We start from the raw sequence: 16,383 nt of genomic DNA, 5'->3' as shown, positions 1-16,383 counted from the left end.
CCGGCGCCGGCCTGGTCGGCATCGAGGAGACCATCGCGCAGGCCGATATCGCGATGATGGCAGGGGCGTCGCGCGAGAGCGTCAGCCGGGCGCTGGCGGAATGGAAGGCAGAGGGCGTCGTCGGCACGAGCCGTCGCTTGAAGGCGGTGCTCGACGTCCGCAGGCTCGCCCAGGCGGCAACCCGGCACGAGTGAAGAGCCGGGCCCCGTTCAGAAGCAGGTCCAGAAAACCCAGATCGAGACGACGTAGATCGCACCAATCAGGGCCGCGCCCAGAAGGTTGGCGCGCAGCACGTTGCGCTTGGGGAACATCCACCAGCCCATGCGGTTGGCCACCCAGGGGACCGCGAAGCCGGTCAGGGCGACGCTGAAGATGTTGCCGATGAACAGGTTGAGGGCCCACGCCATGCCGAGCTTGTCCTGCAGCACCGGCGTGCCGAACCAGGCCCCCCACAGGAACACGATGGGATAGAGCAGCAGCAGCACGATCATGTCCATCTTCCAGACCGACAGGCCGCCACCGCCCTTCGACTCGTCGCGGAACCACTGCTCGAAGCCGGTGCCGACGCGGGCATGGAATTCCTCGGTGAGCGACTCGGCCTCCTCGACGAGCTTCTTGCGCACCGGCGAATCGAGCCAGGCCTGCAGGTTGGCCTGTGTGTCGAAGCGAAGGATCGCGACATAGTCGTCCTGGACTCCCGGCACCGGCGGCTCGAAGCGATAGCCCTGCAGGCCGGGGGCCTTGGACTGGGCGGCGGCGATCTTGCGCTCCCAGGCACGGTACTCGGCCTCCCGGCCCGGCTTGACCCGGGTGCTGATGACGACGGAGACCGGCGCAGGCTTCCGGCCGCCCTCGTCGTCGCGCACGATGTGCACGTCGTCGCGGCCGATCAGGAACGGCGCCGCGCCCTCGATGCGCGTCTGCCGCTCGCTCGACGCCAGCCAGCGCTGCGCATCCTCCATGGCGTGGAAGCGCTGCAGGATGACCCAGTCGACCTGCAGCGGCGGATGCGGCGGCATCAGACGCTGCTCGACAAAGCCCGGGAAGCCCGAGACGAGATTGCTGGTCTCGCCCTGCCAGCGCGCGAAGTCCTCGGATCGCTCCGGCCGCACGCTGGTCTGGGTGACGATGCTGACGGTCATGACGCCCTGGCCAGCGCCGCGAACAGGCGATCCGGCGTGAAGGGCAGGTGCGCGAAGCGCACGCCGGTGGCGTCGGCCAGCGCGTTGGAGACCGCCGGCGCCACGGGGTTGATCCCGCACTCGCCCTGGGATTTGGCGCCGAGCGGGCCGATCGCGTCGACCGTGTCGGCGAAGAAGATGTCGGTGTGCGGCGTGTCGGCGAACGCCGGCACGCGGCAGTTGCGCAGCTGCGCGTTCACCATGTGACCCTCTTCGTGGACCATGTTCTCGATCAGCGCCCAGCCGTAGCCCATGGCGACCGCGCCATCGAGCTGGCCGCGGCACTGCATGGGGTTGATCGGCCTGCCGATGTCGGCGGCATGCACGCTGTGCAGGATGCGGATCTCGCCGGTGACGCGGTGCACCGCGAGCCGCACGCCCTGCACGTTGAAGGCGATGGTGCGGGGCGACAGGTAGGCCTTGCGGCCGACCGTGAAGCGATGGTTGACCTTGGCGCCCTCGGCGTGCAGCTCCGAAAGCCTGATTCGCCGGTTGCTGCAGATCACCGCGTCGTTGTCGAGGCGGCACTGCTCGAGGGGCGTCCTGGTGAAGCGCGCGGCGAAGTCGAGGATATCGGCCTTCATCGCCTCGGCCGTCGCCAGCACCGCCTTGCCGGCGACGACCGTGCCGGTGCTGGCGAAGGTGCCGGTGTCGTAGGGCGTGCGGTCGGTATCGGCGTTGACGATGTCGATGTCGGCGGCGCGCACGCCGACTACGGACGCGGCCATCTGCTTGTGCGCCGTGGTGATGCCGTTGCCCATCTCCGACGAGCCGCAGGCGAGGTGGTACGTGCCGTCGGGCAAGAGCTTCATCTCCGCCCCCGAGCGATGCTCGGTCGGCGGGCCGCATTCGAGCATGGCCAGCGCCGCGCCCGTGCCTTCGAGCCAGTCGTCGCCATCGGGCTTGCCGACGCCGTTGCCCTTCTTCAGCTCGCGCTCGACGATCTCGAGACACTGGTCGATGCCGTGGCTGCCGAAGCTCGCGTCGCTCGGCTCCTTCCAGATCGATTCGACGTTGTCCCCGGGCCGTACGACGTTCTTGCGCCTGATGTCGAACGGATCCATGTCGAGCACCCTGGCCAGCTCGTCCATGGCGCATTCCATGGCGAAGGTGGTCTGCGAGGCGCCGTAGCCGCGGAAGCCGCCGCCCGGGATCATATTGGTGTAGACGACGCGGCCGATGCCCTTCTTGTTGGCGCAGCGGTAGGCGGCGAACGGGCTCGCCATGGCGGCTGCCAGAGTCTCGCTGGCGTGGTTGCCGTAGGCGCCGGTGTTGGAGATCACCTGGACGTCGAGCGCGGTCAGCGTGCCGTCCCTCCTGGCGCCGATCTTGACCCTGGTCGTCATCTGGTGCCGGGTGGTGGCGCCGATGAACTCGTCCTCGCGGCTCCATTCCCACTTCACCGGGCGACCGTCGAGCTTCATGGTGGCGAACAGCGGCAGGTCCTCCGACACCATTTCCTGCTTGCCGCCAAAGCCGCCGCCGACCCGCTCGGTGAAGACGTGGATCTGCGCCGCCGGTATCCCCATCAGGTAGGCGAGCTTGGTGCGCGCCGCAAACGGGCCCTGCGAGCTGGTGCGCACATGCCAGCGGCCATCCTTGCCGCGCCAGGCGATCGAGCCATGGGTTTCGAGATGGACGTGCTGCGCGCGCGAGGTCGAGTAGGTGTTCTCGTGGATCACGTCGGCTTCGCGGAAGCCTTTCGCCACGTCGCCGATCTCGCCCTGCAGGGTGCAGAAGATGTTGCCGTTGTCGGTGACCACCTCGCTCTTGTCGTGCAGGATCGGCGCACCGGGCTCCATGGCGGCGACGGGATCGAACACCGCCGGCAGGATCTCGTAGTCGACGACCAGGGCGCGCACGCCTGCCTCGGCCGCCGCTTCGGTCTCGCCGACCACGGCGGCGAGCCGCTGGCCGACGAAGCGGGCGACGTTGTCCAGCATGTACGTGTCGTCGGGATCGACGAGATGGTCCTCGTGCAGCGCCGTGCTGTAGAGCCGGCGCGGCACGTCCTCCCAGGTATAGACCGCGACCACGCCGGGGATGGCCAGCGCCTTCGACTTGTCGATGCTCTTGAGTCGCGCGTGGGCATGCGGGGAACGCAGCACCTTGAGGTGCAGCAGGCCCTCCATCGCGACGTCCATCGTGTAGTGCGCCTTGCCGGTCAGGATCGCATCGGTGAACGGGTTGGGCAGGCTGGCGCCCAGCGCCTTGCCGGCAACGTCCTCCTCGATGTTGCTCCTGCCGTTCAGCGCATCGACGATCGAGCGGTAGCCCGTGCAGCGGCAGATGTTGCCCTTGAGCGCATGCGGCAGATCGGCCTTGTGCGCCTCGTCGAAGGTCGCCGTGGTCATCATCATGCCGGCGGCGCAGTAGCCGCACTGGAAGGCCTGGGCGTCGTGGAAGGCCTTCTGGATGGGATGCAGCGCGCCGTTCGCGGCGAGCCCCTCGATGGTGGTGATCTTGCGGCCCTCGCCGCGGAACGCCGGCACCAGGCAGGAATGGAAGGGCTTGCCGTCGAGCCACACCGTGCAGGCGCCGCAGTCGCCGGCATCGCAGCCCTTCTTGACGCCGAACACCTCCAGGTCGCGCAGGAAAGTGCGCAGGCACTGCCCGGGCTTGGGCTCGGCCGAGTAGAGACGGCCGTTGACCTCGAACTTGCTCATGACAGCTCTCCGCGAATCTGCTCGGCGAGATGGAAGGTGACGTGGCGCTTGTAGGCGGCCGAGCCGTGGACGTCGGCGAACCAGGCGTCGGGCGGCAGGCGGGTATCGATCGCCTGGCGCAGCTCGACGGCGGTCGGCGTCCTGGCGAAGCGGATGTGGACCGGCCGCGGCGTCGCCGCGCTGACGGTCAGCAGGAAATCCTCGCCGTTGTCGCCGACGGTGGCGACGATCAGCGCGGCTGAACGGCCGTGGCGGGTGAGCGATTGCTGGCGCATGGCGAAGCGCTTCCTGAGCGCCGAGGCCGGCAGCAGGATCGAGCGCAGCAGCTCGCCCTTCTGCAGGACGTTGGTGTGCATGCCGGTGACGAAGTCGACGACCGGCACTTGGCGCGGCGGACCGTTCTGCGGCCATAGCGTGCACACGCCCTCGAGCGCGGCGGTCAGCGAGACCATGGCGCCGGCGGGCAGCGACATGACGACGTTGCCGCCGACGGTCGCGGCGTTCCAGATCTTGAACGACATCAGGAAGCAGTCGATGCATTGGTCGAACAGCGGCACCGCTTTCCATTCCGGCGGGCCTTTGAAATCGTGCAGCTCGACAATCCTGCAGGTAGCGGCGATCTCGAGGCCCCGCGGCGTCACGGTGAGCGCCGGCCAGCCCAGCTGATCGAGATCGACCAGCGTGTCGACGCTGACCTGGGGCTCGGAGAACAGCCAGGTCCCACCGCCCAGGAAGGCATGGCCGTCGCGCCATTCGACCTGATCGAACGCCTTCGGCCGTTTGACCTCGACAATCGTATTGAGATTCATGCCATCCCTCCTGCTTCTTGGTCATGCTCTTGCGGACCGCATCTTCTTCTGGACCGCGGGGGTCCCGCCCGCTCATCAGAAGAGCGGGCGGGACCCCCGCGGGCCAAGATGAAGACGCCCGCGGTCCGCAAGACGTTCTTCACTTCAAATCGTCGAGCGACGTCGGGCCCGGGCCCGGCGTGATCAGGGCGGGCCACTGGTGGGAGCCGAACGGCACCCACGGCGGCAGGAAGGCCTGCTTGCCGCGCTTCTGCATCTCCGAGACGATGGTCTTGCGCGCATCGCCGCCCATCAGCTCGAAGTCCATCAACCGGTCCTGGCCGAAGAACAGCCCGCCGACCGCGCGGTCGGAGATGATGCGGGTCAGCGAGGTCAGCATGTCCTGCGGCGTGGTGGTGAAGGAGATGGTCTCGATCAGCAGCAGCCGGTCGTTGATCGCCTCGGGCGGGAAGTACTGGGCCAGCGTGCTGAACAGCACGTTGTTCTGGCGCGCCACGTAGATCGTGTTGGCCGCGGCATAGACCTTGTTCCAGTCGTCGCCCAGGCTCGTCTTCCAACCGTCGAGCACCGTCATCCAGTGCTTGACCTGGGTCGAGGCGGCCGCATTGACGATCACCTTGATGTGCGGCGCCTGCTTCTTGGCGAAGGCTTCGACCGCCTCCATGGCGATCATGCCCTTGGCCAGGCAATCGTCCATGAAGGCGACGTTGTTGGACAGGATCTCGCGCACCGTGCTCTTCCAGTCGTCCTGCATGGGGACGTCCTTCAGGCCATCGACCGCCGTCTTCATCTGCGTGCGATAGGCGAGCAGCGGCGCCATCCAGCTCTTGTCGTTGGCATTGTTGACGAAGGGCAGGACGACCTCGGAGATCGCCATGGTGCTATGGCCGGTCGACTTCAACACCTGGTAGACCATCGGCACCGAGGGCGCATCCTCCGGCGGCTTGCCCGGCCGGTACAGGATCATGCGTCCGCCGGCGCCCGAGAAAAGTGCCAGGATCATCGGATGGTTGGCCATGATGTTGGCCTGGAAGATCCTGGCGGCGGCGTCGTAGAGCGCGAACATCGAGACGTTGAGCTGCAGGACGTCGCGCGTGGCGTTCGCCGCCGGCGTCGACGTTGTCGGCGCGACGAGGCCGCGCAGGTAGCTCGGAAGCGCCCCACCGGTTTGCGCCGATGCCGATCCGGCGGCAAGGCCGGCTGCGAGCACGCCCGCCGTCAGCGATGAGAACAGTCTGTACATCATTCCTCCATTTCCGGCCCGGTTGATGGGCCAAAGGGTTGCAGTCATTCGCACGCTTTCAGAAGAGCACGGTGAGTCGAAGCGTCGTCATGAAGGAGCCCGGCACCGTGGGCGATGCGCCCGGTGTCGGGATGTAGGTCACGGTCGGCTGCAGGAAGGTCGAGGCGAAGAGATGCGCCTGGTAGTACGCCTGGATCATCAGCTCGCTCGGTCGCTGGAAAATGTTCTGGTTGAGACGCGACAGGGCGAGGCCGATACCCATGGAGTCTCTCGCACGATCACCGATCAGGCCGAACCCGGTGGCGCCTGCACCGTAGTACTGGCTGATCGGCAGCGTGCGAGAGTCGTTCGCACCCAGCTGGTAGAACACCGAGATCGACGAGTTCCTCACCCCGGGATTGACACCATAGGCGACGCGCTGGGAGCCGAACAGGTAGAAGCCGCCGGTGCCGTCCTCGGTAATGCCGTGAAACGTCACCTGGCCGGTCTGCCGCCACAGGCCGATGCCGAACTGGCCGGGATGCTTGCCCTCGCCCAGCAGCCAATTCACACCGACCTCGCCGATATTGAAGAAGTAGCCGTTGAACATCGGCGGATAGGTGCCGGTCTGGATACCGCGGTAGCGGTTGCCGTCGTAGACGCCGAGATTGACGTAGAAGGACTTGGTCGGCGTGAAGTTGACGGTCACGCCGTTGGCCGGATTGTAGTAGCCGAGCGCGGCTCCGATCATCGAGGCGTTGACGAAGATGGGCGAATACAGGAGGCCGCTCACCGCCGGGATGTTCTGGTCCTCGTCGGCCAGCGAGACCGGGCGCAGGACGTTGCCGAAGTCGTAGGTCGGCAGGCTGCGGCCGATCCGCATCTTCAGCACGTCCTTCACCATCTCCTGCAGGTACCAGGCCTCGAGCAGCTCGCTGCGGTTGAAGGGCGGCAGGCCGACGATGCCGTTGTAGCCGGCGATGCTGCCGGCCTCCTCGTTGGTCTTCGTGCCGTTGAACTGGAGGAACTGGAAGCCGAATGACGCGCCGCGCCAGCCCACCAGCTTCTCGGCGTCGACGCCGAGGCCGATGATCAGCGCGCTGTTGTTGGTCCAACCGCCTGGCTGCACGCCGCCCGCCACCACGACGTTGGTGTCGGCGAGCCAGAGCCCCCCGAGGGTGACGCCCCATTCGTCCTTCAGGCCGAGCTGGCGGCCGAGCCAGCCGGTGCCGGTGATGCCGAAGTCCGTTGCCGCAGGATTGCCGCTGACTGCCGCAACCCTCTCCGGCCGGCTCGCCTGGGCGGCCGCGTCCGGCGCCGGCTGGGCTCGTGCCGCCACGCCGGCCACGGCGCAGAGCGTCACCCCGCAGAGTATCGCGAGCCAGCCCGATCGCCGGCCGCCACCGCCCCCTAGGCGATGGCGGCCCGACCGGCCCAACCTCCCGAACATTACCCCCAATGCCATGCGTTGCCCCAAGACCCTGCACGACCCAGCCGGACAAGATGTAACTGCACCCGCGGTACTTGCGCGCATCAAGAAACGATCAAGATTGGCGGGGACGGCGCGCGACACACCGCGGGCACTCAAATTCAGCCCCGGCCGGCACGCGGCTTACAGCCCTGATCTACATGGAGCCCCATCTCCCTGAAAATCGGCGTCCGACCGCGGCTTCCGCTCGCCCGCGCCCCCACACTTTGGCATTATTGCAGTGGCTGTCGGGTGTGGTGAGCACCGGCCGTCTCAATTGGGGACTTCATGCTTGTCCAGGTGTCTCGGCCCCATGGTCGTCTGGTCGACCTGACGACGGACGGCGTGCCGGCGGGCGGACTGTCGGCGCGAGGGAAATGACCAGCGCCGCGACTGAGGCACAGCCGACCGAAGGCCGATTGCTCGTGCACACCACCGACGGGATGCCGGCCGCCCATCGGCTGGCCTATTGGCGCGACGGCGTGATGCGGCGGATGCTGCCGTCGGCGGCAGAGGGGACGGTCAGGCCCTTTCGGGGGCGCATGCGGCGCATCCTGGGCGATGGCCTGGAGCTGATCGAGCACGCTTCCGAGGATGTCGTCGCCGCGCGCTCGCCGGACCGATGCCGCATCGACGGTTGCGATGACATTGCCATCGACATGATGCGCCGGTGCACCGGTGCCTGGATGGAGCATCACGGGACCCACCGGATCAAGGCGGGCGATCTCTACCTGGTGGACTACGCCAAGGCCAGCGAGATGAGGCGCGGCCCACACTGCACGGTGGGCCTCACCATGTCGCGCCGGCTGTTGCGCGAGGCGCTTGGCGCCGGCGTCGGGCCACGAGCGGGGATGAAGTTTCCGTCGAGAGGTCTCGCCCTGGTGCTGCGTCATCACCTGCAGGCGACGTTCGATGAAGCGGTCAGGATGTCCATCGCCGACCGGGCGGCAGCGGCAAAGGCGGCAAAGGACATGGCGCTTGCCATCCTGCAGGCCGGCCACGCGGGCTCGGTGGCGGACCCGGAACGCTTCGCGGACGGCTTCCATCGTGCCGCCCTCCGCCTGATCGATCGCGAGTGCGGCGATCCGGACTTGACGCCGGAGCATGTCGCCTGCGCCCTCGGTTGCTCGCGCGCCACGCTCTATCGCGCCTTCGCCGCGAATGGTGAAAGCGTTGCTGCAACCATCTGGCAGGCCCGACTGCAGCGGGCTCACAGGATGTTGAGTTCCTCCGAAGGAATCGGGCTGCCGATCTTCGAGATCGCTGCGCTCAGCGGCTTTCGCGAGATGCCGAGCTTCACGCGCTTGTTCAGGCGCCGCTACGGCACGACGCCGCGCGAGGCCCGGGAAGCTGCCGGTCCGACGGCCGTCCCGGGGCCCCGGACAGTGGTCGAACGATAGGCAAAAGAGGCTGCATTTACAGCGTCTCGGCGTGCAGACGGGCGGTTGCCGACTGGCTAGGATACCCTCCCCGGAGATCCAGCCAGATTGAGCGAATTCTTCCCGGCATGTCGGTATACGCGTTCGGTCCATTCCTCCTCGATTCCGCAGAACGCCTGCTGTCGCGTGACGGGCGGCGCGTCGCCGTTCCCGGCAAGGCCTGGCAGATCCTGCTGCTGCTGGTCGAGGCGCGCGGCCGGCTGGTCGCGCACGAGACGTTGCGGGCCAGGCTCTGGCCCGACACCGTAGTGGAGGAACGCACTCTCACCGTCCATGTCTCGACCTTGCGCAAGTCCCTCGGCCCGGGACCCGCCGGCGGCTACTTCGAAACGGTGGCCCGCGAGGGCTATCGCCTGGCCGTGCCGGTGCGCGTTCTGCCGGAAGCCAACGCGCCGACGCAGGCCGACGGCGGACCGCTGCCCGCCGAACTGAGAACCCTGGCGATAAAGCCCTTCTCGACCCGCACAGTGGTCGACGCGGACACCTATATCGGCGTCGGCATTGCCGATGCCGTCAGCACGGCGCTGGGCGCCGTGCCGGGCCTGACCGTCTGGCCGATCGACGCCATGGAAAACCTCGCCGGCGCGCGCGACACGATCGAGGCCTGCCGTACGCTCGGCGTCGGGCATCTCCTGGAGGGCACGGTGCAGCGCAGCGCCGACCGGCTGGAGATTCTGGCCAGCCTGATCGACGTGGAAAGCGGCCGTCCCCAGAGGAGCGAGCGGTTCGAGCAGCCGCACGGCGATGGCGCGGCCCTGCAGGATGCGATCGCCAGCTGGGCCGCGAGCGCCCTGCCCCAGGCGTCGGCCCTCGATCATCGCCTGCACAGCTATAGGCCGAGGACGTCGGAGGCCTATTTCCTGCAGCTCCAGGCGCGGGCCAACCTCAAGCCCTTCATGCGGCTGCCGCTGCTGAAGGCGCTCAGCCTGTTCGAGCAGGCGGTCGCCATCGATCCCAACTATGCCATGGCCCATGCCGGGCTGGCGTCGACCTACCTGCGCATGTCGTCGACCGCCCTCCTGCGGCCGCTGCCGGTCGACGAGGCGATGCCGATGGCGCGGCGGTCCGCCGAGCGCGCCCTCGCCCTCGACGAGGGACTGGCCGAGGCGTGGGCCGTGCTCGGCCGCGTCAAGATGGAGTACGACTGGGACTGGGACGGCGCCGAGGCCGACCTGACCCATGCCGTCGCCCTCAATGGCAGCTCGGTCGAGGCGCTCGCCGCGACAGCCGAGTTCCTGAGCGTCATGGGCCGCCACGACGAAGCGATCGAAACCATGGAGCAGGCGCGGCGGCTCGATCCGCGCAGCGTCGAGACGCTGCAGCATCTCGGCATCGTCTACTGGATGGCGGACAAGGCGGAGCAGGCCCTCGAGGTGGTTGCCGAGAGCCTGGCCATCGTGCCGGAGTCGCCGCGCGGCCACTATGGCCGCATGCTGATCTTCGACCAGCTCGGCCGGCGCGACGAGGCGATGGTCGAGCGCCTGGCCACGCTGCGCGGGCTGAGCGTCGCCCAAGGGCTCGCCGAGCACGTCGAGGCGCTGGCAGGCGGCCAGGGCTGGCGCGCGGCGATGGAGGTCTGGATCGGCCTGCTCGAGCGCACCAACCGCTGGGAGGGTGCGGCGATGCAATGGATGGCGGCGGGCGAGCCGGCGCGCGCCCTCGATGCCCTCGAGCACTGCGTCAAGGCACGCACGACCTACCTCGGCTTCACCGGCCAGAGCCCGTGCTTTCGCCCGCTCCATGGCGACCCGCGCTTCCAGGGCGTCCTGCGGGCGCTCAGGCTCGAGGGCCGGATCGGGCGGCTCATGGCGTGACCGCAGGCGTCCCGCCCGCTCACGCTCATGCCGGACCGCGGGCGTCCCCGCCCGCTCATGCTCATGCGGACCCCGGGCCCCTCGCCCGCCCATGCTCATGCGGACCGCGGGCCTCTCGCCCGCCCGTGATCATGCCGGACCGCGGGCGTCCCGCCCGCTCATGATCATGCGGACCGCGGGCGTCCCGCCCGCTCATGCTCATGCGGACCACGGGCCTCTCGCCCGCTCATGATCATGCGGACCGCGGGCGTCCCGCCCGCTCATGCTCATGCGGACCACGGGCCTCTCGCCCGCCCATGCTCTTGTTTCATGACCATGATCATGAGCGGGCGGGACGCCCGCGGTCCGGAAGAGGATGATCATGAGCGGGCGGGACGCCCGCGGTCCAGATGAACGCCCGCGGTCCGCATGAGCCGTGACCCCTCCGTCGCGTATGACGCGACACCTCCCCAGCGAAGGCGCTGGGGAGGAGAATGAGTCAAAACGCCAGCTCCAGCGCCGCGATCGCGGTCCGATCGGCCAGCAGGTTGATCTCGACGATGCGGTCGTCCTCGATCACGAAGTCGAACACAGCCATCGGCCGGCCGCCGGGCGCGAACACCAGGCCGACATTGCCCTCGACCACGGCCAGCTGCGCGGCCTGCGCGCGGCCGCTGAAGGTCTTCGCCACCGCCTGGTGGCCGCGAATCTCCGGCGCCAGGGCCGGCGCGCCGGCGGCTGCCCGCGCGAGGCTCGCCGCCACCGCCGCCGCGTCGGCGCGCAGCACCACATCAGGATCGAGCAGGGCGAGCAGCTTGGAGAAATCGTCGTCCCGCGCCGCGGCGAGGAACGCGCCGACGACCTTGCGCTGGCGCGCCTGGTCGAGCTCGGTTGATGGCGGTGCGCCCTGCACGCGCCGGCGGGCACGGCTCGCCAGCTGACGTGCGGCAGCGGACGTACGGCCGACGATCGGGGCGATTTCGTCGAACGGCAGGTTGAACATGTCGTGCAGGACGAAGGCCACCCGTTCCGCCGGCGCCAGTGTTTCCAGCACCACCAGCATCGCGACGCCGACCGAATCGGCGATTAGCGCCTCCTTCTCGACATCGTCGCCGCTCGCGATCGCCTCGGCATCGACCCCGATCGGTTCTTCGCGCCGTGCCTTGCGGGCGCGCAGCATGTCGAGACAGATGCGCGCCACGGTGGTCGTCAGCCAGCCGCGGAAATTCTCCACGGCGCTGGCATCGGTGCGCGCCAGGCGCAGCCACGATTCCTGCACGGCATCGTCGGCCTCGCTGACCGAGCCCAGCATGCGGTAGGCAACCGCGCGCAGATGGCCTCGGCTCGCCTCGAAGCGTTCCGCCAGAATTTCTTTCTCGCTCATCCGTCACATTCTCCGGGATTGGTTCGTCAAGGGGATGACGAACGACCTCGTCTCGATGTGACAGGAGAGAGTTATGCAAGCCCGATTGAAGAACCCTGCGACAATTGTTCCCGGCGCAATGCAGGCCATCCAGGCACTGATTGCCTCCGTCCACAAGGCCGGGACGCCCGCGAAGGCCCTACATCTCGCCCATCTGCGCGCCAGCCAGATCAATGGTTGCGGCGCCTGCGTCGACGGCGGCGTGAAACAGGCCCGGCAGGGCGGCGAAACCGAGGAACGCCTGTTCGCCGTCGCCGCATGGCGCGATACGCCGTATTTCACCGACGCCGAACGGGCGGCGCTCGCGCTGGCCGAGGCGATGACCCGGCTCGACGATCGCATGGACCCGGTGCCGGACGAGGTCTGGGCCGAGGCGGCGAAGCACTACGACGAACGGGCCCTGGGCGGTCTCGTTCTATGGATCGCCACGACGAACCTGTTCAATCGCGTGAACGTCACCACGCGGCAGGTCGCCGGCGCGGCCTGGTAGGTGAGCGTTCGGTTTGGCGCTACACCTTATCGGTGAGCTCGACTGCCGATCCGCCCTGCGTGAGCCAAATCGAGCCGCCAGCCGAGTGCGGCGTCTCGGGCTGGTTCAGCGGGGCGGACCTGGTCGACAGCTACGCCGTGCCCCTGGCCAAGGGATCCCCCGCCGACATGCGTGCCCTCGCCATGATCGCGCTCGGCGATCCGCCGTCCTGGATTCGCCTCCTGCTCTTCATCCGCGACCGCGTCATGAGCCTGTTCGGCGTCAAGAGTTCCGGCGAATTCCGCCGCTTCACGCGCGGCCGCGACCGGATCGATTTCTTCCCGGTCCTGGCATGCTCGGCGAACGAGATCATCCTGGGCGCAGACGACCGCCATCTCGATTTCCGGCTGTCGCTGCTGCGACGAACGACGGAGCAGGGCATGCCGGTCCTCGTCGCGACGACCGTCGTGCATTGCCACAACCACCTTGGGCGCTGGTACCTGGCGGCGATCATGCCCTTCCACCGGCTCACAATGCGGTCGAGCCTGCATCGAATCGAGGCGCGCTCCTGAATAGAGCGGCTATGATCGTCCACGATTGACCAAAGGGGAGCGGCGATGGGCACCGTCCTGGTGACCGGCGGATCGGGCTTCATCGCCAGCCATTGCATCCTCCAGCTCCTCGCCGCGGGCCATCAGGTGCGCACGACGGTGCGCAACCTTCGGCGCGCGGGCGAGGTCCGCGCCATGCTGAAGCAGGGCGGCGCCGGCGAGGCGAGCAATCGCCTGGCATTCATCGCCGCCGATCTCCAGGCGGACGCAGACTGGCCGGAAGCCGCCGCAGGCTGCGACCAGGTTCTGCATGTCGCGTCGCCCTTTCCCGTGGGCGTCCCGCGCCACGAGGACGAGCTGATCGTGCCGGCGCGCGATGGGGCGCTCAGGGTGTTGCGGGCCGCGCGCGATGCCGGCGTTCGCCGCGTCGTGCTGACGTCGTCCTATGCTGCCATCGGCTACGGCCTGCCAGCCCAGGCCGCGCCCTTCGACGAGACCAACTGGACCGACGCGACGGCGGCGGGCCTCAGCGCCTACACGAGGTCGAAGACCCTGGCGGAGCGCGCGGCCTGGGACTTCATGGGGCGCGAGGGCGGCGCGCTGGAGCTCGCGGTCGTCAATCCGGTCGCGGTCTTCGGCCCGGTGCTGGGGCCCGACTATGCCGCCTCGATCGTGCTGGTGCAGCGCCTGCTCGCCGGCACGGTGCCGGGCTGTCCACGGCTCCAGTTCGGCCTCGTCGACGTGCGCGACGTCGCCGACCTGCACCTGCGCGCCATGACCGATCCCGCCGCCAAAGGCGAGCGTTTCCTGGCCAGTGCCGGAGACTTCCTGTCGGTGCTCGAGATCGCCACGCTTCTGAAGCGGCAGCTGGGCGCGCGGGCGCGGCGCGTGCCGACATGGCAGCTGCCCGACTGGCTGGTCCGGCTGGCCGCGATCGCCGATCCGACCGTGCGACAGGTGCTGCCCGAGCTCGGCAAGGTGAAGAACGCGACCAACGCCAAGGCGCGACGCCTGCTGGGATGGTCGCCACGGTCCAACGAGGATGCGATCCTCGCCACCGCCGAAAGCCTGCTGGCGCTCGGGCTGGTGAAATAGGAGCGCTCCGCAAATGATCGAGTTCACCCCATGACCCGGCTGCGAGTCGCCCTTCGGGTGCCGGTCGGCCGGCCCCTCCCCGACATTGCCGCGTTCGTCGCCCGCTGCGAGGACGCGGGCTTCGACGGTGTCGGCATCCACGACCATCCGTCGAGTGGCCGCGACGCCTACCTGGCGCTGGCACTGGCAGCGCGGGCGACGCGGCGGCTCAGGCTGTTTCCCGCCACCTCGAGCCCCGTCGTCCGCCATCCCCTTGTGCTTGCCTCGCTCGCCCACAGCCTGGAGGAGATCGCGCCCGGGCGCGCCTGTCTCACCGTGGCGCCCGGCTTCCTCTCGACGCGCAGCATCGGCAAGCCGCGCGCCGGCGTCGCCTTCATGCGCGAGGCCGTCCGCGACCTGCGCCGGCTGCTCGCCGGCGACGAGGTCGGGTTCGGCCCGACGTCGCTCCGCCTGCGCAATCGCAGCGCCCGGCCGACCCCGGTCCATCTGCTGGCGGCCGGCCCGCGCATGATCGAGCTCGCCGGCGAGGTGGCCGACGGCGCTTTTCTCATGGTCGGCGTGCACCCGGCCGCAGTGCGCGCCGCGCGTCGGCATCTCGAAGCCGGGGCGCAGCGGGCCGGCCGCTCGCTGGAGGGTTTTCCGGTGACGTTCGTGGTCACGCTCGGTCTCGGCCCCGACAGCAGGGTCGGCGCGCGCTGGGTGCGCAGCTGGTTCGCCCCGGGCCAACCCTTCCTCGCCTATCCCAGCGCCTCCAACCTGCGCTGGCTCGGCGCGGCAGGTTTCGACCTTGTCGAATCGCACGATCCGACGGCCATTCCCGAAGACCGGGCACAGGCGATCGCCGATGCCTTCGGCCTGTTCGGCTCACCCGAACGCTGCGCCGAGCACCTCCTGCGGGCGCGCGAGAAAGCCGGCGTCGACGACGTCTTCCTCTTCCCGGCACACGACCTCGCCGGCGGCTACGCCATGCCGGAAGCGGAGGTCGCGGCCTTCGAGCAATTCATGCGGCCTCTGTTGTCATCCTGAGCAAGCGCAGGCGACGCAAGTGCCGCAAGCGACGGCAGTTGGACAGCTCGACGGCTATCGACTGGCTGACCCGACAAGGACGGCCAAGGTGATGATGATCATCAGGCCGGTGACGACGATCAATGCCATCGACAAGGAGACGACGGTCAGGACTGCGCTTGCAAGGATGACGCCGATGGCATTGGCGGTGCGCAGCAGGGCGAACACCTCCGGTCGTCGCTGGGGCGGCGTCAGCGTCTCGAGGATGAGCGAATAGTGCGTCGCCAAGGGAGCTATGACCGAGCCCATGAGGATGGTTCCGACAATGGTCGTGGCGGCAGTGAAATTCACCGCTGCGAGGGACGACCCCAGCGTCATGACGAGGAGTTGGACCAGCACGGTCCCCCGTGTGGCCATCCGGTTCCGCACGCTCACCCATATGCCGCCCGCGACCGAGGCCAGGCACAGGGGGACGGTGAACGCGATTGCCAGGGTCGGCTCGTAGCCGAAGTTCAAAGCCAGTGCGACCGCGCCGATTTCGATGGCTGCAATGGCGGCACCTCCCGCTGCGGCACACGCAAGCCACAGCAAGATGGAAGGCTCGAGGATCGACCCTTCGACGCCGCGCACGCCGTCGATGTGCGTGGCGCCCGTGTTCGGGACCAACAAGGCCGGAACAGCACCTACGGCGGCGAGCACGAAGACAGCGAAGACCGGCGAGACGGAGCCGAGACCCGAAGCCGCCACTGGACCCAACACAAAGGCCACCTCGTTGAGCGTGGCTGCGATCCCAAGGGCACGAGGCCGCCGCGACTCTGGCGCCAGGTGGCTGAGCACGGCGCGCAGATACCCGGAGGCAGCGCCGTTGACCAATCCGGCGACCGCGGCAAGCCCGACGAGCCAGGCAAAGGGAGCTTCGTTCGTCGCGCATACCGCAAGCGAAAACAGGGCCACCGTTCGAACGCCCACCAGCAGCCGGAGGAACGTCGCCAAAGGCATGCTCCCGCCGAGCCGGGCAATCGGGATGGCGCCGCCCACCTGGGCGAGCGTCATTGCGAGCACAATGGCAGCGCCGCCGCTGGTGTCGCCAGTAAGGCTCAAGGCGACGAGCGAGAATGCGACAGGCCCTGCCGCCTGCGGTACGCCCAAGGTACCGGACGAGATGTACCAGCGAAGCAGCGGCCACCGGTTCGTCGGCGCGTCCGGCGGCAGAGCGCCCGGGTCGGTCATCGTGAATGCTTTCAGGACAGCATCGTCCTCAG

At 68.5% G+C, this 16,383-nt stretch carries 14 protein-coding genes; 7 read left to right on the top strand and 7 right to left on the bottom strand.

Annotation, left to right across the window (positions count from 1 at the left end; genetic code table 11):
- Positions 1–194: helix-turn-helix domain-containing protein (locus AB7O82_RS29750; protein WP_428620895.1), on the top strand; the 194-nt coding region annotated here is incomplete at its 5' end.
- Between the two features lie 15 nt (positions 195–209).
- Here AB7O82_RS29750 and AB7O82_RS29745 read toward each other — a convergent pair.
- From AB7O82_RS29745 to AB7O82_RS29725, 5 genes are all read right to left on the bottom strand, one after another.
- Positions 210–1,142 carry an antibiotic biosynthesis monooxygenase gene (locus AB7O82_RS29745; RefSeq protein WP_428549723.1) on the bottom strand — a complete coding sequence of 311 codons (933 nt, stop codon included), beginning with the start codon at positions 1,140–1,142 and terminating at the stop codon, positions 210–212.
- Positions 1,139–3,847, bottom strand: a complete 2,709-nt coding sequence (locus AB7O82_RS29740; protein ID WP_428549721.1) for a molybdopterin-dependent oxidoreductase — start codon at positions 3,845–3,847, stop codon at positions 1,139–1,141. The genes AB7O82_RS29745 and AB7O82_RS29740 overlap by 4 nt, the downstream gene beginning before the upstream one ends.
- Positions 3,844–4,656 (bottom strand): FAD binding domain-containing protein, encoded by an 813-nt coding sequence (locus AB7O82_RS29735; protein ID WP_428620893.1) that lies wholly within the window; start codon positions 4,654–4,656, stop codon positions 3,844–3,846. Before AB7O82_RS29735 ends, AB7O82_RS29740 begins: the two co-directional genes overlap by 4 nt.
- A gap of 139 nt (positions 4,657–4,795) precedes the next feature.
- On the bottom strand, positions 4,796–5,902 hold the full coding sequence (locus AB7O82_RS29730) for a hypothetical protein (RefSeq protein WP_428551055.1): 1,107 nt from the start codon (positions 5,900–5,902) through the stop codon (positions 4,796–4,798).
- A 55-nt stretch (positions 5,903–5,957) separates the two neighbouring features.
- The gene (locus tag AB7O82_RS29725; RefSeq protein WP_428551058.1) at positions 5,958–7,241 is read right to left on the bottom strand and encodes a carbohydrate porin; all 1,284 of its coding nucleotides are present in this window, start codon (positions 7,239–7,241) and stop codon (positions 5,958–5,960) included.
- A 482-nt stretch (positions 7,242–7,723) separates the two neighbouring features.
- Here AB7O82_RS29725 and AB7O82_RS29720 point away from each other — a divergent pair, with 482 nt between their 5' ends.
- Complete coding sequence (locus AB7O82_RS29720) at positions 7,724–8,746, top strand: helix-turn-helix transcriptional regulator (protein WP_428551061.1); 1,023 nt, start codon at positions 7,724–7,726, stop codon at positions 8,744–8,746.
- A gap of 107 nt (positions 8,747–8,853) precedes the next feature.
- Positions 8,854–10,599 carry a winged helix-turn-helix domain-containing tetratricopeptide repeat protein gene (locus AB7O82_RS29715; protein WP_428551064.1) on the top strand — a complete coding sequence of 582 codons (1,746 nt, stop codon included), beginning with the start codon at positions 8,854–8,856 and terminating at the stop codon, positions 10,597–10,599.
- A 478-nt stretch (positions 10,600–11,077) separates the two neighbouring features.
- Here the strand turns inward: AB7O82_RS29715 and AB7O82_RS29710 are convergent, their stop codons facing one another.
- Positions 11,078–11,962 carry a sigma-70 family RNA polymerase sigma factor gene (locus tag AB7O82_RS29710; RefSeq protein ID WP_428551066.1) on the bottom strand — a complete coding sequence of 295 codons (885 nt, stop codon included), beginning with the start codon at positions 11,960–11,962 and terminating at the stop codon, positions 11,078–11,080.
- 73 nt (positions 11,963–12,035) lie between these two features.
- Here AB7O82_RS29710 and AB7O82_RS29705 point away from each other — a divergent pair, with 73 nt between their 5' ends.
- From AB7O82_RS29705 to AB7O82_RS29690, 4 genes are read left to right on the top strand one after another with little or no spacing between them, the layout of a single operon-like run.
- Positions 12,036–12,491: a carboxymuconolactone decarboxylase family protein gene (locus tag AB7O82_RS29705; RefSeq protein ID WP_428551069.1), complete on the top strand. Its 456-nt coding sequence runs from the start codon at positions 12,036–12,038 to the stop codon at positions 12,489–12,491.
- A 59-nt stretch (positions 12,492–12,550) separates the two neighbouring features.
- The gene (locus tag AB7O82_RS29700) at positions 12,551–13,042 is read left to right on the top strand and encodes a DUF2867 domain-containing protein (protein WP_428551071.1); all 492 of its coding nucleotides are present in this window, start codon (positions 12,551–12,553) and stop codon (positions 13,040–13,042) included.
- A 45-nt stretch (positions 13,043–13,087) separates the two neighbouring features.
- A complete protein-coding gene (locus AB7O82_RS29695) occupies positions 13,088–14,116 on the top strand; it encodes an SDR family oxidoreductase (RefSeq protein WP_428620892.1) in 1,029 nt (342 codons plus the stop codon).
- Between the two features lie 30 nt (positions 14,117–14,146).
- A complete protein-coding gene (locus tag AB7O82_RS29690; protein WP_428551077.1) occupies positions 14,147–15,142 on the top strand; it encodes an LLM class flavin-dependent oxidoreductase in 996 nt (331 codons plus the stop codon).
- Positions 15,143–15,196: 54 nt separating this feature from the next.
- On the opposite strand, the gene AB7O82_RS29685 is transcribed toward AB7O82_RS29690, so the two are convergent.
- Positions 15,197–16,383: MFS transporter (locus tag AB7O82_RS29685; RefSeq protein WP_428551079.1), on the bottom strand; the 1,187-nt coding region annotated here is incomplete at its 5' end.

This window comes from Reyranella sp., from assembly GCF_050185545.1.
Taxonomy (GTDB): domain Bacteria; phylum Pseudomonadota; class Alphaproteobacteria; order Reyranellales; family Reyranellaceae; genus Reyranella.
The sequence above is the reverse complement of the archived record's forward strand: the minus strand, read 5'-3'. Positions and strand labels throughout refer to the sequence as shown.

Excerpts from the sequence above, each read along its gene's own strand:
- AB7O82_RS29710 (WP_428551066.1), bottom strand. The coding sequence starts at position 11,962 with ATGAGCGAGAAAGAAATTCTGGCGGAACGCTTCGAGGCGAGCCGAGGC.
- AB7O82_RS29740 (WP_428549721.1), bottom strand. The coding sequence starts at position 3,847 with ATGAGCAAGTTCGAGGTCAACGGCCGTCTCTACTCGGCCGAGCCCAAG.
- AB7O82_RS29720 (WP_428551061.1), top strand. The coding sequence starts at position 7,724 with ATGACCAGCGCCGCGACTGAGGCACAGCCGACCGAAGGCCGATTGCTC.
- AB7O82_RS29690 (WP_428551077.1), top strand. The coding sequence starts at position 14,147 with ATGACCCGGCTGCGAGTCGCCCTTCGGGTGCCGGTCGGCCGGCCCCTC.
- AB7O82_RS29730 (WP_428551055.1), bottom strand. The coding sequence starts at position 5,902 with ATGATGTACAGACTGTTCTCATCGCTGACGGCGGGCGTGCTCGCAGCC.
- AB7O82_RS29745 (WP_428549723.1), bottom strand. The coding sequence starts at position 1,142 with ATGACCGTCAGCATCGTCACCCAGACCAGCGTGCGGCCGGAGCGATCC.
- AB7O82_RS29735 (WP_428620893.1), bottom strand. The coding sequence starts at position 4,656 with ATGAATCTCAATACGATTGTCGAGGTCAAACGGCCGAAGGCGTTCGAT.
- AB7O82_RS29715 (WP_428551064.1), top strand. The coding sequence starts at position 8,854 with ATGTCGGTATACGCGTTCGGTCCATTCCTCCTCGATTCCGCAGAACGC.
- AB7O82_RS29705 (WP_428551069.1), top strand. The coding sequence starts at position 12,036 with ATGCAAGCCCGATTGAAGAACCCTGCGACAATTGTTCCCGGCGCAATG.
- AB7O82_RS29695 (WP_428620892.1), top strand. The coding sequence starts at position 13,088 with ATGGGCACCGTCCTGGTGACCGGCGGATCGGGCTTCATCGCCAGCCAT.